General features: G+C 58.7%; 23 protein-coding genes. 11 read left to right on the top strand and 12 right to left on the bottom strand.

Going from position 1 to position 23,692, the window contains the following annotated elements; genetic code table 11:
* Window positions 1-133 precede the first annotated feature (133 nt).
* A complete protein-coding gene (rlmE, locus tag C7436_RS14095) occupies window positions 134-757 on the bottom strand; it encodes a 23S rRNA (uridine(2552)-2'-O)-methyltransferase RlmE (protein ID WP_121208211.1) in 624 nt (207 codons plus the stop codon).
* Window positions 758-937: 180 nt separating this feature from the next.
* On the opposite strand from rlmE, the gene C7436_RS14090 reads away from it, so the two are divergent.
* Together C7436_RS14090 and ovoA are read left to right on the top strand one after the other, a co-directional pair.
* Window positions 938-1,666 carry a TrmH family RNA methyltransferase gene (locus tag C7436_RS14090; protein ID WP_022993322.1) on the top strand — a complete coding sequence of 243 codons (729 nt, stop codon included), beginning with the start codon at window positions 938-940 and terminating at the stop codon, window positions 1,664-1,666.
* A 105-nt stretch (window positions 1,667-1,771) separates the two neighbouring features.
* Window positions 1,772-3,922 carry a 5-histidylcysteine sulfoxide synthase gene (ovoA, locus tag C7436_RS14085; protein WP_121208210.1) on the top strand — a complete coding sequence of 717 codons (2,151 nt, stop codon included), beginning with the start codon at window positions 1,772-1,774 and terminating at the stop codon, window positions 3,920-3,922.
* A 28-nt stretch (window positions 3,923-3,950) separates the two neighbouring features.
* Here ovoA and C7436_RS14080 read toward each other — a convergent pair whose 3' ends face one another.
* A complete protein-coding gene (locus C7436_RS14080; RefSeq protein WP_121208209.1) occupies window positions 3,951-4,709 on the bottom strand; it encodes a fructosamine kinase family protein in 759 nt (252 codons plus the stop codon).
* A 103-nt stretch (window positions 4,710-4,812) separates the two neighbouring features.
* Here C7436_RS14080 and C7436_RS14075 point away from each other — a divergent pair, with 103 nt between their 5' ends.
* Complete coding sequence (locus C7436_RS14075) at window positions 4,813-5,808, top strand: lipid A deacylase LpxR family protein (RefSeq protein WP_121208208.1); 996 nt, start codon at window positions 4,813-4,815, stop codon at window positions 5,806-5,808.
* 39 nt (window positions 5,809-5,847) lie between these two features.
* Here C7436_RS14075 and C7436_RS14070 read toward each other — a convergent pair whose 3' ends face one another.
* The 6 genes from C7436_RS14070 to C7436_RS14045 form a co-directional block, all read right to left on the bottom strand.
* Window positions 5,848-6,474 carry a peroxiredoxin gene (locus C7436_RS14070; protein ID WP_011783934.1) on the bottom strand — a complete coding sequence of 209 codons (627 nt, stop codon included), beginning with the start codon at window positions 6,472-6,474 and terminating at the stop codon, window positions 5,848-5,850.
* Window positions 6,471-6,923 (bottom strand): protein tyrosine phosphatase family protein, encoded by a 453-nt coding sequence (locus C7436_RS14065; protein ID WP_121208207.1) that lies wholly within the window; start codon window positions 6,921-6,923, stop codon window positions 6,471-6,473. The genes C7436_RS14070 and C7436_RS14065 overlap by 4 nt, the downstream gene beginning before the upstream one ends.
* Window positions 6,924-6,937: 14 nt before the next feature.
* Entirely contained in the window at window positions 6,938-7,804 is an 867-nt protein-coding gene (locus C7436_RS14060; protein WP_023008767.1) for an MBL fold metallo-hydrolase, read from the bottom strand.
* A 222-nt stretch (window positions 7,805-8,026) separates the two neighbouring features.
* Window positions 8,027-9,292: an NAD(P)/FAD-dependent oxidoreductase gene (locus C7436_RS14055; protein WP_121208206.1), complete on the bottom strand. Its 1,266-nt coding sequence runs from the start codon at window positions 9,290-9,292 to the stop codon at window positions 8,027-8,029.
* Between the two features lie 235 nt (window positions 9,293-9,527).
* Window positions 9,528-10,127 carry a cytochrome b/b6 domain-containing protein gene (locus C7436_RS14050; protein ID WP_121208205.1) on the bottom strand — a complete coding sequence of 200 codons (600 nt, stop codon included), beginning with the start codon at window positions 10,125-10,127 and terminating at the stop codon, window positions 9,528-9,530.
* Window positions 10,124-11,743 (bottom strand): tetrathionate reductase family octaheme c-type cytochrome, encoded by a 1,620-nt coding sequence (locus C7436_RS14045; RefSeq protein ID WP_121208204.1) that lies wholly within the window; start codon window positions 11,741-11,743, stop codon window positions 10,124-10,126. The genes C7436_RS14050 and C7436_RS14045 overlap by 4 nt, the downstream gene beginning before the upstream one ends.
* A 197-nt stretch (window positions 11,744-11,940) precedes the next feature.
* Here C7436_RS14045 and C7436_RS14040 point away from each other — a divergent pair, with 197 nt between their 5' ends.
* Together C7436_RS14040 and C7436_RS14035 are read left to right on the top strand one after the other, a co-directional pair.
* Window positions 11,941-12,402 carry a DsrE family protein gene (locus tag C7436_RS14040; protein WP_011783928.1) on the top strand — a complete coding sequence of 154 codons (462 nt, stop codon included), beginning with the start codon at window positions 11,941-11,943 and terminating at the stop codon, window positions 12,400-12,402.
* Between the two features lie 84 nt (window positions 12,403-12,486).
* Window positions 12,487-13,452 carry an SLAC1 anion channel family protein gene (locus C7436_RS14035; protein WP_121208203.1) on the top strand — a complete coding sequence of 322 codons (966 nt, stop codon included), beginning with the start codon at window positions 12,487-12,489 and terminating at the stop codon, window positions 13,450-13,452.
* A 45-nt stretch (window positions 13,453-13,497) separates the two neighbouring features.
* On the opposite strand, the gene C7436_RS14030 is transcribed toward C7436_RS14035, so the two are convergent.
* A complete protein-coding gene (locus C7436_RS14030) occupies window positions 13,498-14,043 on the bottom strand; it encodes a rhodanese-like domain-containing protein (RefSeq protein WP_121208202.1) in 546 nt (181 codons plus the stop codon).
* Window positions 14,044-14,295: 252 nt separating this feature from the next.
* Between C7436_RS14030 and C7436_RS14025 the strand changes: the two genes are divergently transcribed.
* From C7436_RS14025 to C7436_RS14000, 6 genes are all read left to right on the top strand, one after another.
* Entirely contained in the window at window positions 14,296-15,345 is a 1,050-nt protein-coding gene (locus C7436_RS14025) for a cytochrome-c peroxidase (RefSeq protein WP_121208201.1), read from the top strand.
* A gap of 163 nt (window positions 15,346-15,508) precedes the next feature.
* Window positions 15,509-16,246 carry an oxygen-insensitive NADPH nitroreductase gene (gene nfsA, locus C7436_RS14020; protein ID WP_121208200.1) on the top strand — a complete coding sequence of 246 codons (738 nt, stop codon included), beginning with the start codon at window positions 15,509-15,511 and terminating at the stop codon, window positions 16,244-16,246.
* 106 nt (window positions 16,247-16,352) lie between these two features.
* Window positions 16,353-17,870 (top strand): malate dehydrogenase (quinone), encoded by a 1,518-nt coding sequence (gene mqo / locus C7436_RS14015; protein ID WP_121208199.1) that lies wholly within the window; start codon window positions 16,353-16,355, stop codon window positions 17,868-17,870.
* Window positions 17,867-19,024, top strand: a complete 1,158-nt coding sequence (locus C7436_RS14010; RefSeq protein ID WP_121208198.1) for a Re/Si-specific NAD(P)(+) transhydrogenase subunit alpha — start codon at window positions 17,867-17,869, stop codon at window positions 19,022-19,024. Before mqo ends, C7436_RS14010 begins: the two co-directional genes overlap by 4 nt.
* Window positions 19,024-19,311, top strand: a complete 288-nt coding sequence (locus C7436_RS14005; protein ID WP_011783921.1) for an NAD(P) transhydrogenase subunit alpha part 2 — start codon at window positions 19,024-19,026, stop codon at window positions 19,309-19,311. The genes C7436_RS14010 and C7436_RS14005 overlap by 1 nt, the downstream gene beginning before the upstream one ends.
* Before the next feature lie 2 nt (window positions 19,312-19,313).
* A complete protein-coding gene (locus tag C7436_RS14000) occupies window positions 19,314-20,711 on the top strand; it encodes an NAD(P)(+) transhydrogenase (Re/Si-specific) subunit beta (protein ID WP_023010720.1) in 1,398 nt (465 codons plus the stop codon).
* Here C7436_RS14000 and C7436_RS13995 read toward each other — a convergent pair whose 3' ends face one another.
* Genes C7436_RS13995 through C7436_RS13985 form a run of 3 tightly spaced genes read right to left on the bottom strand, consistent with a single transcriptional unit; the run spans window position 20,712 to window position 23,649 of the window.
* Window positions 20,712-21,383, bottom strand: coding sequence for a LutC/YkgG family protein (locus C7436_RS13995; RefSeq protein ID WP_022993338.1), 672 nt, complete (start codon window positions 21,381-21,383; stop codon window positions 20,712-20,714). It abuts the gene before it with no gap.
* Window positions 21,383-22,825 (bottom strand): LutB/LldF family L-lactate oxidation iron-sulfur protein, encoded by a 1,443-nt coding sequence (locus C7436_RS13990; protein WP_121208197.1) that lies wholly within the window; start codon window positions 22,823-22,825, stop codon window positions 21,383-21,385. The genes C7436_RS13995 and C7436_RS13990 overlap by 1 nt, the downstream gene beginning before the upstream one ends.
* The gene (locus tag C7436_RS13985; RefSeq protein ID WP_121208196.1) at window positions 22,822-23,649 is read right to left on the bottom strand and encodes a (Fe-S)-binding protein; all 828 of its coding nucleotides are present in this window, start codon (window positions 23,647-23,649) and stop codon (window positions 22,822-22,824) included. The genes C7436_RS13990 and C7436_RS13985 overlap by 4 nt, the downstream gene beginning before the upstream one ends.
* Between the last annotated feature and the right edge of the window lie 43 nt (window positions 23,650-23,692).

The raw sequence follows: 23,692 nt of genomic DNA, 5'->3' as shown, positions 1-23,692 counted from the left end.
GAGAACAATCCCTTTCCTCACAGGTTAAAGAATAGACGATTTCGGAATTTCTGCGCGACAGCAGCAAAAAATATGTAGCCACTCGCACCAAAAAAGCAGTTTGGCCGCAGAGCGTCGCAGTTCGACCTTAAAATCAGGCTACGCGGAAACCCTTGGCCACCAGATACACCTCCCGGGATCTGGCCCGGGACGAATCCGGCTTGCGAATCACCACCTTATCGAAGGACTCGCGCACGGTTTTCACATACTCATCATAGCCTTCACCATGGAACACCTTGGCAACAAAACTGCCTTTGGGTTTGAGCACCTGGCAGGCCATATCCAGGGCCAGTTCCACCAGATACATGGAGGCTGCCTGGTCTGCGGCGTTTACGCCACTGATGTTGGGGGCCATATCCGAGATCACGACGTCAGCACGGGCCCCGTCCAGTACCGCCATGATCTGGTCGAAGACCTCCTGTTCGGTGAAGTCGCCCTGGATGAATTCGACGCCGGCAATCGGATCCATCGGCAAAATGTCAGACGCCACCACACGGCCCTTGTGGCCCACCAGTTTCGCCGCCACCTGGGACCAGCCGCCCGGGGCCGAACCCAGATCGACGACCAGGTCCGTGGGTTTAATCAGCCGATCCTTGTTGTTGATTTCCAGCAGTTTGTAACTGGCACGGGAACGATAGCCATCCTGTTGCGCCTGTTTTACAAAGGGGTCGTTTACGTGCTCTTCGAGCCACCGGTTACTGCTTTTCGAGCGTGCCATCGCCTGCCTTCTGTTCACTGCGGGAAAACCGGCATTGTACGCCGGCGTCAGTGACGCCGCAAAAACCAGCCACTTCCTGACAAGCCAGCCAAGCCCCCGTACAATAGCGCCTGATCACATGCCTCATTAAAACCATCATCGCCCGGCCCCGGCCGTGCCAGGCACCATGGAAAGCAGACCGTGAAACTGGACGACATCAAAAAGCTGCATCAAAAGAAATACCGCCAGTCGTTCGGACAGTTTCTGGTGGAAGGCGAGCATCTGGTACTGGAGCTGGAAAAAGCGGCGAAGCAGGTGCCCCACTGGCGCAACGCCCAACTGTATGTGACCGGCGCCTACGAGCACTGGCCCAGCCTCTGGCCCAAGCACGTCATCAGTGACCGGCAGATGGCCCAGCTTTCCGATACCAGAACGCCTCAGGGCATCCTGGCGTTGGTGCCACTGCCACCGGCTGCCCGCGGAGAAAACGCCTCCCGGGAAAAAGCGCTTTACCTTCACGAGGTGCAGGATCCCGGCAATCTGGGCACCATCCTGCGCACGCTGGCCTGGTTCGGTGGCTTCCGGTGCCTCCTTAGCCCCGGCAGCGTGGATCCGTTCAATCCGAAAGTGGTGCGCGCCAGCATGGGCGCCATATTCCATGTACCGCTGGAGACCGAGGTTGCCCTGGACACGCTGGGGCAGCGATACGCCCGCATCGCCTGCCTGGACATCGGCGGCGATTCTATCACCAAGCCCGAATTCCAGGCCCAGGACTGCTACCTGTTTGGCAATGAGGCCCGCGGCGTGCCAAAGCAAGCCCTGACTGAACTTAGTGCCCACGCCTACACCATCCCCGGTGCGGCCGCTATCGAGTCGCTGAACCTGGCCTCCGCGGTCAATATGGCGGTTTATGAGCTGAACCGCGCCTGAGTCCCCCGGATTAATTCCGGCCTTTACTTGCCAGTCGCTGAACCGGTTACCTATGGTTGAACGTAATCCTGTAGGACATCATTCACTGGAAGGATCGGTTCAGCCATGGAGTTCTCCAACCCGACTGCAATTCTCGAACGCCAACATGCCATCGGTTTAACCCGCACGCCCAATCTGGCCGTGGGAACCCCGGACACCAAGCGCCAGGAAATCGCGCGCTATTTCACAGACACCTTCGACACCTACACGCGCCTGTTCGATTGCCTGGCTGATGACTCCGGCTATTACCAGAAATCTATCCCGCTCCGGCATCCGCTCATTTTCTACCTTGGCCACACCGCCACCTTCTTTGTGAACAAACTGGTACTGGCCAAAATCCTGAAAGAACGCATCAACCCCAACATGGAATCCATCTTCGCGGTGGGTGTGGATGAAATGAGCTGGGACGACCTGAACGACGATCACTACGACTGGCCCGCTGTCCAGGAAGTACTGGACTACCGGGCACAGGTGCGCCAGACCGTGCTGGAGTTGATCGAAACCATGCCGCTGTCGCTGCCGATTGACTGGGACAGTGACTGGTGGCCCATCGTGATGGGCATCGAACATGAGCGAATTCACCTTGAGACGTCCTCGGTGCTCATCCGCCAGCACGCGTTGGAACGCGTTCAACCGCAACCGGAATGGGCGCCCATCCGGGAAACCGGCGAGGCACCGGAAAACGAGTTGCTCACCGTTCCCGCTGGCAAAGTACACATCGGTAAGCCCTACGACGATGCCTTTTACGGCTGGGACAATGAGTACGGCGAGCACCAGGCCGACGTCGCCGAGTTCAAGGCCAGCCAGTACCTGGTAAGCAATCAGGAGTTCCTGGAATTTGTCGAGGCCGGCGGCTATCAGCAGGACGAATACTGGAGCGAGGAGGGCCTGGCCTGGCGAACCTTTGCCGAAGCCAAACACCCCACGTTCTGGCGCTGGCAAAATGGCTGGCAGCTGCGCCTGATGACTGAAGAGGTGGAGATGCCCTGGGACTGGCCGGTCGAGGTCAACTATCACGAGGCCAAGGCGTTCTGTGAGTGGAAACGTGAGCAAACCGGCAAACCCATCCGCCTGCCCACGGAAGACGAGTGGTATCGCCTCTGTGACGAATCCGGCGTCCGAGAAGTGGGAGAATCCCCGGCCAACGCCAACCTCCACCTGGACCATGGTGCCTCGTCGTGTCCGGTAACGCGCTTTCGCCACGGCCAGTGGTTCGATGTGGTTGGCAACGTCTGGCAGTGGACCGAAACCCCCACCTATCCGTTCGACAACTTCAAGGTGCATCCACTGTACGACGACTTCACCACACCCACGTTCGACGGCCAGCACAATCTGATCAAAGGCGGCTCCTGGATTTCCTGCGGCAACGAAGCAAGGCTGGCCTCCCGTTATGCCTTCCGTCGGCATTTCTTCCAGCATGCAGGCTTCCGCTACATCACCTCCGAGGCCGAGGCTGTTCAACCCAACGTCTATTACGAGAGCGACCGGCTACTCACTGAATACGCCGAGTTCCATTACGGCGACCGTTGGTTTGGCGTCGCCAATTTCCCGAAAACCATGGCGGCACTGGCCCTGGACGCTATGGCCGGCAAAAAGACCGGGAAAGCGCTGGATCTGGGCTGTGCCTGTGGCCGGGCAAGTTTTGAGCTGGCGCGCCAGTTTGACGAGGTTGAAGGTGTCGATTTCTCTGCCAACTTCATACGTCTGGGGGTGGAGATGGCCGAGCAGGGCGCCATCCGTTATTCACTGACCGAAGAAGGCGAACTGGTCAGCTACCACACCCGCACCCTGAAAGAACTGGATCTCGAAGATACCGCCGCCAAGGTGGCGTTCTATCAGGGCGATGCCTGCAACCTGAAGCCCCAGTATTCCGGTTATGACCTGGTATTGGCCGCCAATCTGATCGACCGCCTGTACCGGCCACGTCGTTTCCTGGAGTGCATCCACGATCGCATTAACGAAGGCGGGCTGCTGATTATTGCCTCCCCGTATACCTGGCTTGAAGAACACACCCCGAAAGAGGAATGGCTTGGCGGTTTCAAGAAGGATGGCGAAAATCACCGAACGCTAGACGGCATTCGAGAGTGCCTGGGAGAGCACTTCAGGATGGTGGGCGAGCCCCGGAAAGTGCCCTTCGTGATCCGCGAGACCGAGCACAAGTTCCAGCACACGCTGTCTGAAGTGACCGTGTGGGAACGCAAACCCGCCAGGAGCTGAGTGTGATGCCGGCGTTACCAGCTTCTGCTTACGAGGCTGGTAGCGCCGCCAAGGCCGACAGGCCACGCTCGCAACCACCCAGATAGCCACCACCGAACAGGTTGTAGTGGTTGAGGTAGTGGTACAGGTTATAGATTTCTCGCTTGGTGGCGTAGATCTCAGTGCGCGGGTATACGCGATCGTAGGCACGATAGAACGCCGCGCCGAAACCGCCAAACATCTCGGTCATGGCAAGGTCCGCCTCCCGGTCGCCCTGATACACCGCCGGGTCAATCAGACAGGGGCCATTACGGTCAAACATCACGTTACCGTTCCACAGGTCGCCATGCAACAGGCTCGGATGTTCGCAATGCCGATCCAGCCAGTTGGCCAGGCTGGCACCACAGGCTTCCAGGGTGCGCTCGAACCTGGCTCGCACCCCGGCATCTGAGATCCGGCTGACCTGATACTTCAGCCGCTGCTCCAGGAAAAACCGGCCCCAGGAATCTGTCAGCGTATTGGGTTGAGGTGCCAGACCAATGAAGTTGTCGCGGCGCCAGCCATATTGATCCCGAGCCAGCAGGTGCAACTGCGCCAGCCCCTCCCCCAACGCAGTGAGGCACTTGTCGTCGGGCGGTGCTGAGTCAATCCGCCTGAGGGTAAGTCGGTGCTGGTTCACCTCCATAACTTCCGGAATACGGAGTGCCTCAACTCCTGCCTGCTGCAACCCGTCCCGAAGAGATTCCAGACCCTCAGCTTCGCAAATCAGCGCATCGGCATAGCCCGTGGTATTGGTTTTAACGTGCATATTGACTCCTGATTAGCGCGGGTATGGATCTGTTTGCGCCATAAAACCGTAGCAGGGTTCTGCTAAGATACTTTGCATCCTACCCTCACGGAGTCCATTCCCAATGCCCATCCGAGCTCTTTTTGCCCGCATTAGCCTCTTACTCGTGCTAGCACCCGCTTCCGCCAATGCGGAACAGTTCAACCTTGCCTGGGACAACGATCTATTCACTGGCAGCGACCGGGGCTACACCAATGGCGTGCGCCTGTCTTACCTTACCAATACAGCCGAAGACTCCGGCGGAGGCTCAGCCCGACTTGCAAGGGCGGGCAGAGATAGTCTGTCATTTCTGCCCGGCGTCGGCGACGCCGCCAACAACCATGCAATGACTGTCAGTCTGCGTCAACTCATGGTGACACCGGCAGATATTAGCCAGGAAGAGCCTCAATTCAATGATATCCCCTACGCCGGTCATCTCTCCCTGAGCAGCACCCTCTGGAGCTGGAGCGCCGACAGTATTACGGGGTACGGTGCTCACATTGGCGTGGTTGGTCCTGAAAGCGGCGCCGAAGCCAGCCAGAAATGGGTACACAAAATCACCGGGAGCGAACGCCCCAAAGGATGGGACAACCAGCTAGGGACCGACGTGGTTGGCGGATTTCAGGCGGCCCACGGGCGCAAACTGTTGCAAGCGGGGCAACGCGGCGACCTTGAACAACAGTTTTCAGCGGTGGGCTCCGGCCTGCTGTCCAGTTTTCGAACCTCCGCGACCCTTGGCGTGATCTGGCGGATGGGCAGAAACCTTCCGGCCAATTTTATACCGGATTACGCCGGCAGCTCCTCGGCCATCGCGCTACCCGGATCTTTCAGTGACGCGAAAAGCGCCTGGTCAGTATTCATAGGCCTGGGGGCGGAATACATTGCCTATTCCTATCTGGAGGACAATTCCGGGCCCTACCGGTTCAGTGAAGGCCCCTTGCTCGGCCAGATAGGCCTGGGCGGCACCTGGCAGTGGGACAACCTGCAAGCCGCGCTGATTTTGCGGGCCACGACGGGGGAGGAACAGCGTAACCAGGATAACTTCAGCTTTGGCACGCTGTCTTTTAGCTGGGCCTTATGAGGAGGCGCCCCGGTCGGGGCGCTTCCTCAGTACCAGAAATCAGATTCTGGTCAGGCGCAGGTAAGGACGCAATTCGTTCCAGCCCTGCGGGAACATGTCCTTCGCCTTCTCGTTGGAGATGGACGGTGGAATGATCACCTCGCCACCTTTCTTCCAGTCCGCCGGCAATGCACAGCTATTGGCATCGGCCGTCTGCAGCGCATCGATGGCACGCAGGATCTCGTCGAAATTACGGCCCACCGCCATCGGGTAGGTCATGGTCAGACGTACTTTCTTGTCCGGATCGATAATGAACACACTGCGCACAGCGGCGGTTTCGCTCTCACCCGGGTGGATCATTTCATACAGCTCAGCGATCTTGTGGTCCTCATCGGCAACGATCGGGAACTGCAGATCACAGCTCTGAGTGTCGTTTACATCATCAATCCACTTCAGATGTTCTTCGACCGAGTCAGTCGACAAACCGAGCGGCTTCACATTGCGGGCAGCAAACTCCTGAGCCAGCTGTGCCGTCCGGCCCATTTCTGTGGTGCATACCGGGGTGAAGTCAGCCGGGTGGCTGAAGAAGAACACCCAGGAATCGCCGGCCCACTCGTGAAAGCTCATGGGGCCTTTGGTGGTGTCTACGTTGAAATCAGGGGCAATTTGTCCAAGACGAATCGTCATTTCATTTCTCCTGTCGGGGTTTCCACGTTTGTGGCATTGGTTAACAAAGCTTCAATGGGTTGGGTTTCATGGCCTGCGTCATGGGCCGCTTTGAGCAACATCGGGATATTGCATTGCGGGTTCCGGGCCCGGGACTGGGCCCACATGTGCACCGCCCGCCGGCCTGTCCGGCAGAATCCGAGAATGGGCGCAGGGGCCGCATCAAGTGCCCGTGCAAAGGCATCCACATCCTGTTCGGTGTATTCGCCGGAGGCGACCGGCACGCAGAACCACTGCAGGCCCTGGCTGGCGGCTGCTTCCCGGAAGGCTTCTTCACCCTCGTAGCCGTCCTCGCCCGCGCGGCGATTACAGATCACGGTTCGGAAGCCCTGGCGGCGAATGTCCTCAAAGTCCTCAGGAGCGACCGCATCTGCCACGGCGAATCCTGGTTCCAGAAAATGAATCTTCATCGTTAATCTCCAGCTCAGAAGCCGTTTACCGGGACTTTCAGGTAAACCTGTCCGTTGTCTTCCGCCGGCGGCATGGCCCCGGCACGCATGTTCACCTGCACCGACGGTACGATCAGCCTCGGCATGGCGAGCGTGGCATCGCGCTCGGTTCGCATCCGCACAAATTCGGATTCGTTCATGCCCTCGCGAACATGGATGTTACGTTCGCGCTGTTCGGCTACCGTGGTTTCATGCTGGTATTCATCCCGCCCCGGCGCCTTGTAGTCATGGCACAGGAAGATCCGCGTCTCGCCGGGCAGAGCCAGTACCTTCTGCACAGACTGGTACAGGGTCTGGGCGTCACCGCCGGGGAAATCGCAGCGGGCGGTACCGGAATCCGGCGCGAACAGAGTGTCGCCAACAAAGGCCGCATCACCGATAACGTAGGTCAGGCATGCCGGCGTGTGACCAGGCGTGTGAAGGACCTCCCCCTCCAGGTTGCCAACCCGGAAGGTGTCGCCCTCCTCAAACAACTGGTCAAACTGGCTACCGTCCCGGGCAAATTCGGTGCCGGCGTTGAAGGCTTTTCCGAAGATTTCCTGAACATCCACAATCTTCGCGCCTATGCCGGTCTTGCCACCCAGGTGTTCGTGCAAGTAGGGCGCAGCGGAGAGGTGGTCGGCATGTACGTGGGTTTCGAGAATCCACTCCACCTGAAGATTGTTGTCCCGAATAAACGAGATGATCTGATCGGCGGAACGCACGTCGATCCTGCCGGCGGCGTAATCAAAATCCAGTACCGAGTCGATGATGGCACAGGCCTGGCTGTCAGGATCCTGAACGACGTAGCTGAAGGTGTTGGTCGCTTCGTCGAAGAAGTGAGTAACTGATGGCGTTTGCATCGTCGTGTCCTCCTCGGGCATGGGTATCGTTAACTCACACCCTCAGTAGACCATACTTTTAGATATAACCATATACCATTAACGCATATAAAATTTGATATAGGCGATAGCTCCGGTAAATGACATATTAAAAGCTTTAATTAATTCGCTATGGATGAAGGGCGGAGGACTGAATCACAGGAGGGAGCGCCCTGTCCGGGCGCCGCTTTTCTGAACGTGGTTTCAGTGATGCTCGCGGACGGCAGGGCTGGCCAGCCACTCCCGGCCTTTGAGCATACCGTGCCAGTATAAGGTGGGCAGTTGCTTGGCCTTGAGCCACCAGGCAGCGCGGGTGGCTTTGGTGCCATCGTTTACCCACTGCGGGAAACTGGGCTGAAGCACACCGTTATAGCCAAATTCGGCCAGCACGATGCGGCCGTTCTCTACCGTCAACGGGCAGGAACCGTACCCGAGGTAAGCCGCAGGCAGGGGCTGATTCCGTAAACTTGCAATGAGGTTTTCCGCCACGACCGGCGCCTGCTTTCGAACGGCTGCGGCGGTTTTGGCATTACCGGTGCCGCTCACGTCGCCAAGTCCGAATACATTGGCACAGGTTTTGTGTTGGAGCGTATCGTCCGCCAGATTCAACCAGCCACCGTCATTGGCCAGAACGGACTCGCGGATGAAACCGGGCGCCCGCTGGGGCGGCACCGCGTGCAACATATCGAAATCCAGTTCCCGATCCTGACTGTTACCTTCAGCGTCCGTAAGCCGGAACGTGGCTTTCCGGGCGGGGCCGTTAACAGCTACCAGATTGCTCTGAAAATTGACCTGAATACCGTATTTATCAATGTATTCCTGAAGTGCCGGGACATAAGCCGGCACACCGAACAGAACCGCTCCGGCATTATGAAACTGAATATCGAGTTGGCCAAGAACTCCGTTTCTGCGCCAATGGTCGGAAGACAGATACATCGCTTTCTGCGGCGCCCCGGCACATTTGATAGGCATGGGTGGCTGGCTGAACAGGGCCCTTCCCTTTTTCAGGGCCTGTACCGTTTGCCAGGTGTATTGCGCCATGCCCTGACGGTAGTTGGAGGTCACACCATTGCATCCGAGCGCCGATTCCAGGCCATCAATGGCAGACCAGTTCAGCTCCAGCCCCGGCGCCAGCACCAGTGCCTGATAGGAGATGCTCGAACCGTCCGCCAGCCTTACCTGATTCTGCTCCGGCATTACGCCCGAAACCGCCTGCTGATACCAGGAGACAAAACCCGGCATCACCTGTGACATGGGCCGGGAGGTAACCTCCGGCTGAAAAACGCCGCCACCGACCATGGTCCAGCCTGGTTGATAGTGATGGGTCGCGGATGGTTCCAGGATCGCGATATCCAGACGGCGGTCCCGTTTGTGCAGGCTGGACGCCACCGAGATACCGGCAGCGCCGCCACCAACGATAACAATGGTGTGGTGCCTGTCTGCCCCCGCCGGTTCTGTTCTGCTGTTCATGCCTCTACCCTCTTGTGTTTGTTCGCACGGCATTTCATCTTGACGTATATCAAATCCTAACACCATTTAAGATATATCGTTATATCGTTATGAAATATATCGATGCACAAGGCCCTTCGCGGTTCATAGCGCACAAGGCGGGAATATAGAGCGGTGGGAGTGGCCTTTACACGGCCGGGATGGCTGTCGGGCCGGGGGCGGTCAGGCAAACGAGAGGCGTTTACCTGACTGCGGCTCAGTGACTGTCCAGATCCTCATAACCGGTAATCATCGGTTTGATATAACTGGTCAGGGTTTTACCCATGGTGGCCATATAAACGTGGGCAATCACAAACACCAGCATGGCGAACGCGGCACCGGTGTGAACCAGCGCGACCGTTTCCAGCTGCAGCGCGCCGGCCAGCGTTGCGGGCCAGTCGTTATAGAACAGATACAACAGACCAGAAGCCCAGATAATCGGTGAAATTATCAGTTTGAAGAACAGGTAGGCCAGCCGCTGCAGCGGGTTGTGCTTGGCCCTTGAGGTCTTTTTGTAGGGATGGGCGGCGCCGGTAAAAGTACCCACCAGATAATAATGCATAACCGCAAACAGGCCATCCCGGGTAGGAATATACTGGCGCCACTCGCCGGTGGTGAAATGCCAGAAAATGGCAAATATCCACAGCACAATCAGTGCCCAGGCGGCCATCGTATGCACCTGCACGGCGGTACTGAAGCGCATGACGTCGTAGCTGCCATGAATGGCAAAGCCGGTGAACAGCAAGACAAAAATCAGCAGCGCCTGAGTCCAGTGCCAGAAGCGCTCAAAACGTTTGAACATCAGTACCCGGCTCATTGGTCTTTCCTCCCACTGAACACGACCCTTGCCATGGCGTGCACCAGAACACCAAACAGGGTGGCTGCCACCAGCAACCAGCCAATCCGGTCCAGCCAGACACTACCGTTGTGGCCTGGCATATAAATACCACCCAGCCCCGCCAGACGGCTTTCAGCCTTGTGGCAACTGCCGCACTTCACCGCCTGTTCAGCGGGTGCCACCATGTGGGTGATCGGCCAGTGCATGGTGGTTTCGATAAAGCTGAACTCACCACTGTAGGGCATGCCAGACAGATCACTGGCGGCTTGCAGGGCTTTCTCCCAACTGAAATTGCTCCACAAAGAGGTATCATCGGCACCGAACACATGGGTGGCCAGCAAGGTCTGTCCCTCGGTATCAAACGGCTGCTTTCCACGCATCACCTTGAACGGCCAGATGCGGGATTCACCATTATCAGGGCTGCCTTCCAACCGGTTAATGGCCACCGGCGGATTCTCGATATCCAGCGGATCCCCGGCCAGGGTATATTTCACTGTGCCATCAAACCAGGCGTACTCCGGCACCACATTCTCGCCATGGCGGAAATCCCCTTTTTCACTGAGGTAGCTCGGGTGGCCATGGTCGTCCAGCTGTTTTATTGGCTGTCCGTTTTCATCCAGCCGACCGGCGGTGGACCAGTCCCACCAGGTCTTGGTGGGCACCCCGCCCCGGGCAAAAGCCGGGATGTGGCAGGTCTGGCAGGCGAGTTTGTCTACGTGGTCGTTCAGTTTTGGCTTGTCGTGGGGCGCAAGGCCATGGCAGGACTCGCAACTGGCCCGGGAGAAATCCGTATGGCCCGGCACATCAATGCCCAGGGTATCCCGGGCATTGGCCTGGTACCGGCTGCCGGATACCGCATGCCCCATGGTGGTGTGGCAGTCAGAACAGCCGAAATTCAGGCCCTCCGGCGACATGTGCACATCCAGTGATTTTGGTGGATTAATCAGAGACGTATCCAGATCACCGTGCTTCACGCCGTCGGCGCCGCCTCCATGGAAGTGGCAGCTACCGCAATTGGCCCGGCCACTGGCGCCCACATTCCGGGCAATGCGCTCCAGGTCCGGCGGCTGGACCATTTTGCCGCTGCCCTTGGGCCATTCCCGGGGAATATAGGTGGGGTGGCCCGCCAGCGTCGGGAATTTCCAATACTCGCCTGTGGTGTCGTGGCACACCAGGCAATCCACCGCATTCTCGGCCTGCGGCGGTGGCTCACGCATATCGTTCCAGCCGTAACCCACATGGCACGACGTACACCGGGGCTCGTTGGTAATGGTCATCCCGCAAAAGCTGTTGATGACCTTGGTTTTGCCCAGGGTCTGCCCGGTTTCGTCATGCTCGTAGAGCCAGGTCCAGTGAGTAGTCTGGCGAATCTGTTCACCGGCCTCGGTATGGCAGGTCAGGCAGGCCGCCGTCACGTCTTCCGCGCGGTCAAAGGGGCCCTGCAATGCCTTGAACTTGCTGTGATCTGCCGTGGTGGTCGATTTCCCGTTTACAGGCGCTATCGAGGCGGACCCATTCGCGGCAAATACCAGGCTGGCAACGAGCACCAACCATTTGAGCGAAAAAAGCATTCGCAGGGCTCTCTTGTTGTTCATATCGGCACCATCCACTCAGATGAGCATCTGAATTGAGTCTAGTTACACAGAGCGGGATTTCCCGGCGACGTGTAAAAGCATTGAGCAAAACCAATCTATCGCTCTGTGGCGTGCAGAACAGTGACATTGTCACTGAAGCCTCAATAGCTCTGGTTCTAGGATTGGTATGTAAACCATCAAAACTCAGGAGTTACCCCATGACGAATGCCATCAAGACCTTTGCACTGGCGCTGTTGTTCGCGGCCCCACTGACTGCAACGGCGGAGAATCAAAAAGCGAAAGACGGCAATAGAGGAAACACCGTGGAAGAGGTTCTGGTGATTCTCTCCAGCGACTCCCTGCAAACCCAGGGTATGGCGATGGTGCTGTCCAACACTATGGCCCAGAAGGGTGCCAAGGTGAATGTGCTGCTTTGCGACGAAGCCGGCGACCTGGCTCTGAAAGCCTATAAAGCCGAGCCCCTGGCGCCGAAAAACGTCACTCCGGGGCAGATGTTGCGCGGGCTTATGAAAGCCGGTGGTGCGGTGAATGTTTGTGCGCTGTATCTACCCAACAGCGAGTACAGCAAAGACGATCTGCTTGACGGTGTCGGCGTTGCGACCCCGCCGGCCATGGCCGGCCAGATGCTGGATCGCAAGATGCGCACCTTCACTTTCTGAGGCCGGACATAGTTCCGGTGTTTTTCATGCGCCAGCCTCTATCGGGCTGGCGCTTTTGGTTACAAGCAAACAACGAGGTATCCGATGGCGCATAGCGACGTTTCACGGCTACAGAACTTCCCGGTTTCCTGGTTTGCCACAGTCATGGGGCTTGCCGGTTTGACCATTGCCCTGCACAGGGCAGAGGCGATACTCGGGTGGAGCATTCACCCAAGCCCTGCACTTCTGGCATTGACCGTGGCCGTGTTCGCCACGCTGGCCGGCCTCTACCTGTTAAAACTGGCCAGACACCCCGCCAGTGTCAAAGCTGAACTGAGCCATCCGGTCAAACTCAACTTTTTTCCGACCATTTCGATTGGCCTGATACTGATCAGCATTGCCCTTCTGCCTCATTATCCGGGCTTGTCACAGATTGTCTGGACCGCCGGCACTGTGCTGCATTTCGGCTTCACGCTGTATGTGCTGTCGATCTGGATCCATCACACCCATTTCGAGATTAACCATATGAACCCGGCCTGGTTCATCCCGATTGTGGGCAACATCCTGGTACCCGTCGCCGGAGTGCATCACGCGTCGGTGGAAATTTCCTGGTTCTTTTTCAGTATCGGGCTGGTGTTCTGGCTGGTGCTGCTGACCATTATTTTTAACCGCATGTTCTTCCATCAACCGCTACCCGGAAAACTGCTGCCTACGCTGTTTATCCTGATAGCACCACCCGGCGTCGGAATGGTGTCCTGGTTACAGCTGAACGGAGGAGAGGTGGACGCTTTTGCTCGAATTCTCTACTACAGCGCACTGTTCCTTACCCTGATGCTGTTTACCCAGGCGTCCCGATTCATCAAAGTCCCGTTCGCCCTGTCTTGGTGGGCCTATTCATTCCCCATGGCGGCAATCACCATTGCCACGCTGTTGATGCATCAAAGCCTGGGGCTTGTCTTCCTGAAATGGTTGGGGCTGCTCTTGCTGGTCGTGCTTTGCCTGCTGATTACCGGGCTGGTGATCAGAACCGCAGTTGCGGTGCGGCGGCGGGAAATCTGCGTGGAGGAGTGAAACCGGGCAGTGACGCCCGCCCAATGCAGGCGGGCGTCGTCGCTATCACGGACGATAGATTTTCTCGGGGTTGGCCTTGGTCGACCAGGGCAGGCCGGAGTTCTGCCAGCCGTTCTGCACACGGAATCCCTTCTTTTCGCCTTCCTTCACGGTACTGCCCTGGAAGCCGTTGTCGATATACTTCACGTTGGTAAAGCCCCGCTCCAGCAGATAATCAGCACTGGGCTTGCCGCGGGCGGAACCAGAGCGGCACATGGTGATGATCAGGGAATCCCGGGTCAGTCCCTTTTCCTTCAGCGCGGCATCAACCTGGGCAACAAAATCCTCGTTGATGTCCATGGCGAATACGCCTTTCTCATCGTTCCAGCGCGTACGATCCACCAGCTGAAACGGAATGTTTCGGTCTACCGCATCGGTAAAGCCGATGAACATGATTTCCACCGGATCCCGGACATCAATGAACAGCAGATTGTCACCTTGCTCCTGAACCATTTCCCAGGTCTCTTCCGGGGTAACGGACAGAGCCTCCTCCGCTTGTGCTGTAGCCGCAAGGCCCAACACCAACAACACAGACACAAGTATCGATTTCATGCCTTGCACTCCTGCTTTTCTGACTAGAATGTCATTTTAGAATAACGATATAACCAGTCAATTGACAGGAACTTGCCCGTCGAGTTCACGCGGCCAATTGCCGCAGCGGCAGTGCTGGCCGTCGTCGCAAACCCAAAATTGATAGACATCAATTATCAGCCCGACTCTTTCCGATTCCCCGTGCGAATTCTGAACGTTTTGTTAAGTTTGAATCAGAGAGAGACCAAGCCGTTCTCATAAGGAGAAAGCGATATGATCAAGCGTCCATTGGTTAAAGCACTCGCCCTCAGTCTGGGTGTGGTGGCGGGCTCCGCCATGGCGGACAACCTGATGGAACGGGCCAACAGCATGTTCGAGCCCATTCCAAAATACCCACCGGTGATTGATGGCAATGAACTCACCCAGGCCAAGGTTGAACTGGGCAAGATGCTGTTCTTTGAACCGCGCCTGTCTTCCAGCCACCTGATCAGCTGCAACACCTGCCACAACGTGGGACTGGGGGGTGATGACGAGCTGCCCACCTCGATCGGCCATGGCTGGCAGAAAGGCCCCCGGAACTCGCCGACCGTGTTCAATGCCGTGTTTAACGCGGCCCAGTTCTGGGATGGCCGTGCCGCCGACCTGGCCGAGCAGGCCAAAGGGCCGGTACAGGCGGGTGTCGAGATGAGCAGCACGCCAGACCGGGTGGTGGCTACCCTGAAGAGTATGCCGGAGTATATCGAGCGCTTTGAGGACGCCTTCCCGGGCCAGGAAAATCCGGTTACCTTCGACAATATGGCTGTGGCCATTGAAGCCTATGAAGCGACACTGATCACCCCGGAAGCACCTTTCGATAAGTACCTGCGCGGCGACGGTTCCGCTCTGAACGAGAGTGAAAAAGAAGGCCTGGCCCTGTTCATGGACCGCGGTTGTACCGCCTGCCACAGTGGTGTGAACCTCGGCGGCCAGAACTACTATCCGTTCGGACTGGTTGCCAAGCCTGGTGCCGAGATCCTGCCAGAGGGCGACAAAGGCCGCTTCTCTGTCACCGAAACCGCGTCTGACGAGTATGTGTTCCGCGCCTCTCCGCTGCGTAACATCGAGCTGACCGCGCCCTATTTCCACTCTGGCGCCGTCTGGAGCCTGGAAGAAGCCGTTGCGGTGATGGGTACTGCCCAGCTGGGTACCGAGTTGAACGACGACGAAGTGAAATCCATCGTCGCCTTCCTCAAGACCCTGACCGGCAATGTTCCGGAAGTAACTTATCCGGTACTGCCGCCAAGCACGGCCAATACCCCCAAACCGGTGGACATGATCCCGTAAAGCACGGGCTCTGCATTCACCCTCAAAGGCGCGCCTTCCCGGCGCGCCTTTTTTGTCTGGCGAAAGTCATACCATCCGGACAACTACCCACCTTTGTCCGCTTGTGCGGTTGCTGATGAGCAAGCTATCGTCTGTTTTCTTTCTTAGAGACAGGCTAGAGGCTATGAATCCGACCATTGAACTTCTGAAATCCCACCGCTCTATCCGCAAGTTCAAGGACCAGCAGGTCCCACGGGAGTTGTTCGAAGAGCTGATTCGTGCCGGCCAGAGTGCCGCCACCTCCAATCACGTTCAGGCCTACTCCATCATCCATGTGGTCAACCCGGAGAACCGCCGTAAGATCGCCGAACTGGCCGGCGGCCAACCCTATGTCGCCAACAGTTCCGACTTCCTGGTGTTCTGTGCCGATATGAAACGAGCGACCGAAGCCGCTGAGCGGGCCGGTGCCGAGGTGATACGAGGTATGACCGAGCAACTGCTGGTTGCCACCATCGACACCGCCCTGATGGCACAGAATGTCGCCATTGCTGCGGAATCCGAGGGGCTGGGACTGTGTTACATCGGAGGTATTCGTAACAACCCGCAGGACGTGAGCGAGATTCTGAAACTGCCGGAACATGTCTACCCGGTATTTGGCATGTGCCTCGGCTACCCCGATCAGAACCCGGAAGTTAAGCCCCGGCTGCCACTTTCCGCGATTCTGAAAGAAGACGCCTACACTGATGCCGATGACACCACTCTGATGACCCGTTTCGACCAGACCATGAATCAGTATTACCAGGCCAGAAGCAGCAGCAACAAGGACACCACCTGGTCCGAACAGCTGAAGCCACTGTTTACCTCAAAACTGCGCCCGCACATAAAAGCATTCCTGAATGGTCGCGGCTTCGGCACTAAATAGATCGATTTTTTCGATGTATTTGCCTCAGTAAATACGATTCTTGCGGCAACCGCCTTAGACTAAAGTATGCCCCCTTTGTTCGTTTGCTACTGAAAGGGGCATACCCATGGCGGGCTTTGATACCGATATTCTTCTGATTGGCGGCGGCGTTATGAGCGTCACGCTGGCCTCTCTGATTCAGCAACTGGACAGCTCCCGGTCGATCACCCTGGTCGAACAGGGACAACAGTTGGCCGGCGAAAGCTCGGACGCCTGGAACAACGCCGGCACGGGTCACGCCGGTTATTGCGAACTCAACTACACCCCCACCAACCCCGATGGCAGCGTTTCCGTAGAGCGGGCGCTCGCCATCAACGAGCGCTTCGAGCTCTCACTTCAGTACTGGAGCAGCCTGGTTGAGAAGGGGCTCTTGCCCGCACCGGCCAACTTCATTCGCCGGGTGCCACATCTGAGCTGGGTTCAGGGCGCCAAGGCCTGTGATTTTCTGAAAACCCGCCACAGAGCCCTCGAGGGCCAACCGCTGTTTCAGGAGATTGAGTTCAGCGATCAACCAGACACCCTCGCTCGCTGGCTCCCGCTGATCCACGGTACCCGGCAAGCCTTTGAACCGGTCGCAGCTACCCGCGTCGCCCACGGCAGTGACGTCAATTTTGGTGCACTGACCCGACTGCTCGGGCGCTCCCTGGCGCAGCACAACGCCTGTGATATCCAGCTCCAGTGCCAGGTAAACGATATCAAGCGCGAACCCGGCGGCTGGCGCGTGCACCTGCATCATCTGAACAGCGGCGAGAAACGCAGCATCACCAGCCGCTTTGTGTTCATTGGCGCGGGCGGAGCCGCCCTGTCACTGCTGCAGAAGACCGGAGTTCCGGAAATTCGCGGCTACGGGGGGTTCCCGGTGTCCGGCCTGTGGCTGGCCTGCAATAACGAAGACATGGCCCTGTCACACAACGCCAAGGTCTATAGCCAGGCACCGGTGGGCGCCCCACCCATGTCAGTGCCCCACCTGGACACCCGCTTTATCAATGGCAAGGCGGCCCTGCTCTTCGGCCCCTTCGCTGGCTTTACCACCCGCTTCCTCAAAAGCGGCGATCGCTCGGACCTGATCCGCTCAATTCGCAGCCACAACCTGCGGCCGCTGATCGACGTTGGCGTGCACAACTGGCCGCTGACCCGATACCTGATCAAAGAAGCCCTCAGCCCCAAATCAGCCCGCCTCGGCGAACTGGCGCGCTTTATTGAGGACCCGGACCCGGCTCAGTGGCAACTGGTGCGGGCCGGGCAGCGTGTGCAGGTTATCAAACCAACGGCCTCGGGCCGGGGCAGTCTGGAATTCGGCACCGAGGTTTTGAGCACTGAGGACCGATCCCTGGCAGCCCTGCTGGGCGCTTCACCGGGCGCCTCCACCTGCGTCTCCGCAATGCTGGAGGTTATAGAACGTTGTTTCCCGGAGCTGATTCAGGGCCAACCGCTGCAAACCCTGCAATCGCTGATTCCGAGCTACGGTCAATCGCTTCAGGCCAACCGCCAACTGCTGGCCGATGTCCGCCGCTACACCCTTAACACCCTGGGACTGAACACCGGGGCAGAACAAACTCAAACTGAACGGAGCCTGTACGCATGATGATAGGGATTCCCAGAGAACGACAAGACGGTGAAAACCGTGTGGCCATTATCCCATCCGGAGTTTCCACCCTGCTGGAGGCCGGCTACGAGGTGGTGGTCGAGAGTGGCGCTGGCAGTGCCGCCCATTTCACCGATGACGACTATCGCCACGCCGGGGCCATCATCGCCGACGATGCCGACGCCTTATATCGTCAGGCCACAGTCATCCTCAAGGTTCGGGCGCCCTCCTCAGAGGAAGCGCGACTGATTCAGCAAGACGCCACCCTGATCTGCCTGCTCGATCCCTGGTTCAACCAACCGCTGCTGGAACAGCTCGCCGGGCAAAACGTACAGGCATTTGCCCTGGACCTGGTGCCCAGAACCACCCGCGCCCAGTCCATGGACGTGTTGAGTGCCATGGCGGGCATCAGCGGCTACCGCGCCGTCCTCAGTGGCGCTATGGCCCTGCCCCGTTACTTCCCCATGCTGATGACCGCCGCCGGCACCATTCATCCGGCCCGGGTACTGGTCATTGGCGCCGGTGTTGCAGGTCTGATGGCCATTGCCACCGCCCGCCGTCTGGGCGCAGTGGTCGAGGCCTACGATCTTCGCCCTGAGGTGAAAGAGCAGGTGGAGAGCCTGGGCGCCGATTTCATTGAAATCGAAGTGCCTGAATCCGATACCACCGGAGACAGCGGTTATGCCAAGGCGCAGAGCGAGGCGTTCTACACCGCCCAACGACAGCAACTGGCAGACTGCGTCGCCCGCGCCGACCTGGTGATCACCACGGCGGCGGTGCCCGGAAAACCGGCTCCCAAACTGATTGACCAGGAAATGATCCACCGCATGAAGAGCGGCTCGGTGATCGTGGATCTGGCGGCCGACAAAGGTGGCAACGTGGACGGCACCGTTCTGAACCAGAAGGTGGATGTAGACGGCGTTACCCTGGTGGGCCATGCCAACCACCCCTCCCGCGTACCGGTGCATGCCTCCCAGCTGCTCACCCGCAATATTACCGCCTTTCTGCTCAACATGACCGAAGACGGTCGTGTGGTGCCCAAGCTGGAGGACGAGATTGTTGCGTCCACACTGGTGGTCCAGCACGGCAGCGTCCGCCACAACGCCGAGACTCGAGACACTCCGCAAACTTCAACCCAAAAGGACACGGACTGATGGAACTGTTTGCACTCAGCTTTACCATTTTCATTCTGGCATTGTTCGTCGGGGTAGAACTGATCAACAAGGTTCCGCCCACGCTTCATACCCCGTTGATGAGCGGCACCAATGCCATCTCCGGCATCGTGATTGTCGGCGCCATCATCAGCGCGGGTAGCACAGAGCTGTCGCCTAATGTCGCCGGCGTGCTGGGCTTTATCGCTGTCACCCTGGCCAGCATCAATATCGTGGCCGGTTTTCTGGTGACGGATCGCATGCTGAATATGTTCAAGCGGAAGGGATAACCATGTTTGCATTGATCAACCTGTCTTACCTTGCAGCTGCTGTCTGCTTCATTCTCGGCATCAAGGGCATGACCCGCCCGAAAACGGCCGTACGTGGTAACCAGCTGGCCGCCATCGGGATGCTGATTGCGGTCGTCGCCGCCCTGTTGCACCAGGAAATCATCAGCTACGCGGCCATCATCGCTGGCATGCTGCTGGGCGGCGCGATCGGCGTCTGGCTCGCAAAACGGACCGCAACGACGGAAATGCCGGAACTGGTGGCGAGCCTGAACGGTATCGGCGGGGGCGCCTCCGTTGCAGTGGCCGCCAGCACCTGGATGCACGCGGTTAATGCCACCGGTGCCGGCAGTGGCGGCTGGACCGCCGCGATTCTGGCCTCCATCGTCATCGGCTCGGTCACTCTGACCGGGTCGGTGGTAGCCGTTCTGAAACTCAAGGGGAATATTGGCGACAGCCGGAACAATCGCCTGTGGCACAGTGTCACGCTGGTTACGCTGATTGCCGCCGTCGCCGGAGCGGTGCTGTTTGCCACCAGCGGCAGCACCAGCCCGCTGGCCCTCGCGGCCCTCGTAGGGCTCTGCCTGCTGCTTGGCATTGGTCTGGTCCAGCCTATCGGTGGTGCCGACATGCCGGTCGTCGTCGCCCTGCTTAACGCCTATTCCGGCCTGGCGGGCGCGGCCACCGGATTCGTGCTGGGCAACCAGGGGTTGATCATTACCGGTTCCCTGGTGGGTGCTTCCGGGCTGATTCTGACCGCCATCATGTGCAAGGCCATGAACCGGTCCCTGCCCAACGTTCTGTTCGGCGGTGTACTGGGCGGATCAGACAGCACGGCGAGCCAGCAGGATGAAGGGGAGTTCTACGATGGCAAGGTGAAATACGCCACCCCTGACGACCTGGCTCTGCTGCTCGATGGTGCCCGTAAAGTGGTCATGGTGCCCGGATACGGCCTAGCGGTGGCTCAGGCACAGCATGCGGTGAAAGAACTCGCCAACCAGCTTGAGGGCCGTGGTGCCAAGGTCAGTTACGCGATTCACCCGGTGGCAGGCCGGATGCCAGGGCACATGAACGTGCTGCTGGCCGAAGCTGAAATCCCTTATGACCAGTTGAAAGACATGGACGCCATCAACCCGGAACTGCCGCAGGCGGATGTGGCCATCGTGCTCGGCGCCAATGACGTGGTGAACCCGGCCGCCGCCGAAGACCCCAACTCGCCCATCTTCGGCATGCCCATACTGGACGTGCACAAGGCGAAAACGGTGGTGGTGGTCAAGCGCAGCCTGTCCGCTGGCTTCGCCGGCATTCCCAACGGTCTGTTCATTCGCGACAACAGCCTGATGGTGAAGGGCGACGCCAAGGAAGTCCTGCAAGCCACCACCAGCGCGATCAAGGAACTCTGATCAGCCGTCCTCAAGGATGAGGACCACTAGCTCCTTGGGGCCATGGGCCCCATAGGCAAGCACCTGCTCGATGTCCGCCGTCTTGGACGGACCAGAGACCAGCAACAGGTTCGTGGGCAGACCCGCGGACCAGTTGTGCTTCTGCATCATCCCATACAGGTTGTCTTCCACCTCACTCGCCTTGAGCAACGCGATATGCAACGGCGGCAGAAGACTCATCAGCCGCGGTTCGTGACGATCCGGCCACAGTACCAGTGAACCGGTGGCAGCAATCCCGCCCACCGTGCCCGTCACGCTGGCATCCACCTGCCAGAACAGTTCCTCTTTCCATTCCTCAATGGGGCGGTCATAGACCAACAGCTCCGGTCTGGGCTCCGCACGCTGCCAGTGCTCCGCCAGCTGCTTGCCGTGCTCGGTACCCGGGGCATAAAGCACATTCTTCAGGCCGCGGCTCTCCAGCAATTCCTGAACCTTTGAGGGCCATTGCTCGGTCGTCAACTGGTGGATTTCGGTGTGCACCGCTTCCATCAGGGAGCGCAGTCGGGTAATCCGGTCCTCCGGCGCATACTGCCAGGGGCGGGTCACCAGAGCCTCATCGAAATCGTCCGGCCGGGGCGTGGTGCCGGCCAGACCGGCACGGAGCTTGTTGAGAATATTGCTGCGGGCACTCATCACCGGTCTCCCTGATTCAAATGGGCTTTGGCCAGATCATGCAAAGACCGCCGGGCCGGTACCGGCGCCGAGTGGTTCTCGGTCCAGGGGCCGACGTTTTTCGGTGCCAGTTTGCCAAAACGGGTCGCGCCCCACAGGAACAGGCGGTAAAACACCGGCGACGTATTCAGGCTGGCCCAGAAGCGCCAGATTGCCCGCTCCTTGCGGGAATACTTGGCGCCGCCATCTTTAACTTTCGGCTGTTCGGCGGGGCTTTTCACGTTTTCCTGACGCAAGCGCTGCAGCATTTCCGGGATCGGAATCTTCACCGGACAAACCTCACCACAGGCGCCACACAATGAAGACGCGCTGGGGTGGTCCGGTACCTTGTGCAACCCGACCATATGCGGCGTAATAATCTTGCCGATCGGCCCCGGATAAACCTCACCGTAGGTGTGGCCACCCACACGGGTATAGACCGGGCAGTGGTTCATGCACGCACCGCAGCGGATACAGTTCAACGTCTGGCGCAGTTGGGCATCGGCGAAAGCACCACTGCGGCCATTGTCCAGCAGAACCAGATGCACTTCTTCCGGACCATCCAGCTCATCCGCCTTGCGCGGGCCGGAAATCATGTTCACGTAAGTAGTGATCGGCTGACCCAACGCGGAACGGGTGAGCAGCGACAACAGAGGCACCACGTCCCGCAGGTTCTCCACCACTTTTTCGATGCCGGTGACGGCAATGTGCACTGGCGGCGCCGTGGTGCTCATGCGGCCATTGCCTTCGTTCTCCACCAGCAGCAAGGTGCCGGTTTCGGCAATGGCGAAGTTGACGCCGGAGACCCCGACATCCGCTTCAAGGAATTTCTGGCGCAGGGTGCGGCGACCAATCTGGATCAGTTCGTTCACATCCTCGGTCTCATCCACGCCCAGTTTGTCGTGGAACAGTCTGGAGACCTGAAAGCGGTTCTTGTGAATCGCGGGCATGATGATGTGGGAGGGCTTTTCACCATCCAGTTGGACGATATACTCGCCCATGTCCGACTCCAGGCACTCGATGTGGCGTTCGGCCAGGTAGTCGTTCATTTCCATTTCTTCGCTGACCATGGATTTACCCTTCACCACCTGAGAACCCTGCTTCGCCTCAATGATGGAGTGGACAATCCGGTTGGCCTCTTCGTTAGTCTCCGCCCAGTGGACCTTGACACCGTTGGCGGTCAGCCTGGTTTCCAGTTGTTCAAGCAAATCCGGCAACCGGGACAGCGCCCGGGCCTTGATGTGGTTGCCGAGTTCCCGCAGGCCCTCACGCTCCTCCTCGTCCGGAAAGGCATCGGCCCGCTTCTTCATCAGCGAGTCCATGGCGACGCGGAAGTTGGTGCGCAGCTGGTCGTCGGCCAGGGCGCCCACCGCGCGGCCACGGAAGCTGTCGGTGAGTTCTTTTACCGGTATACGCTGGCTCATGATTTCACCTCTCCACTCACCCGCTCCCAAAGAAAGCTGGCCAGATGCCGGCCCCGGAACGTCTGTTTCTGTTTTTCCAGGGAGCCGTTGATGTTGAGCAGGCAGCCGCCATCAGCGGTTACCATTTCCGCTGCACCGGATTCCCGCAACGAACGGGTTTTGTCGAGCACCATGGCCCCGGACACTTCGGGCATGCGCACAGAGAAGGTGCCACCAAAGCCGCAGCATTCGCTTTCATGATCGTGGTCCAGCCGCTCGACATTCGCCAGCTTGCCCAGCAACTCCCGCGCGTGCAGGTGGGTGTTCATTTCCCTGCGGGCGGAACAGGAGGTGTGCAAGGCAATCTGTGTGGGCTGGCCGAGATCCTGCCAGTCCACCTTGCATACATGCAGCAGAAACTCGGTCAGCTCGAACGTTCGTTCAGCCAGATCTTCCACACGTTTAAGGGTATCTGGTTCTTCTGCAAAGACTTCCCGGTAATGCTGTCGGAACATACCGGCACAGGATCCGGACGGCACCACCACCGGCAAGCCGTTGTCGAGTAAATTGAGCTGTGCCCGCGCCACCTCCCGGGCCTCGTTCACGTAGCCGGAGGTCCAGGCCGGCTGACCGCAGCAGGATTGTTCGTCTGGAAAATGCACGCGAATGCCTTCCCGTTCCAGCAGGCGGATAGCATCCAGCCCGGCCTCGGGAAAGAACAAATCCACCACGCAGGTGCCGAACAAAGTGACCTCGGCCGGCTTGGCCGGATACATTCGTGGCCTGGGGCGCTCAGGAGCCACGCGGGTGGCATTGGGGGCGGCGTCGTAAAACAGCTCACTCATCAGTCATTGCCTCCGGGCGGTCCGGCCAGCAGCCGGCCACCCG

It is taken from the genome of Marinobacter nauticus (genome assembly GCF_003634635.1).
GTDB classification, from domain to species: Bacteria; Pseudomonadota; Gammaproteobacteria; order Pseudomonadales; family Oleiphilaceae; genus Marinobacter; species Marinobacter nauticus.
The sequence above is the reverse complement of the archived record's forward strand: the minus strand, read 5'-3'. Positions and strand labels throughout refer to the sequence as shown.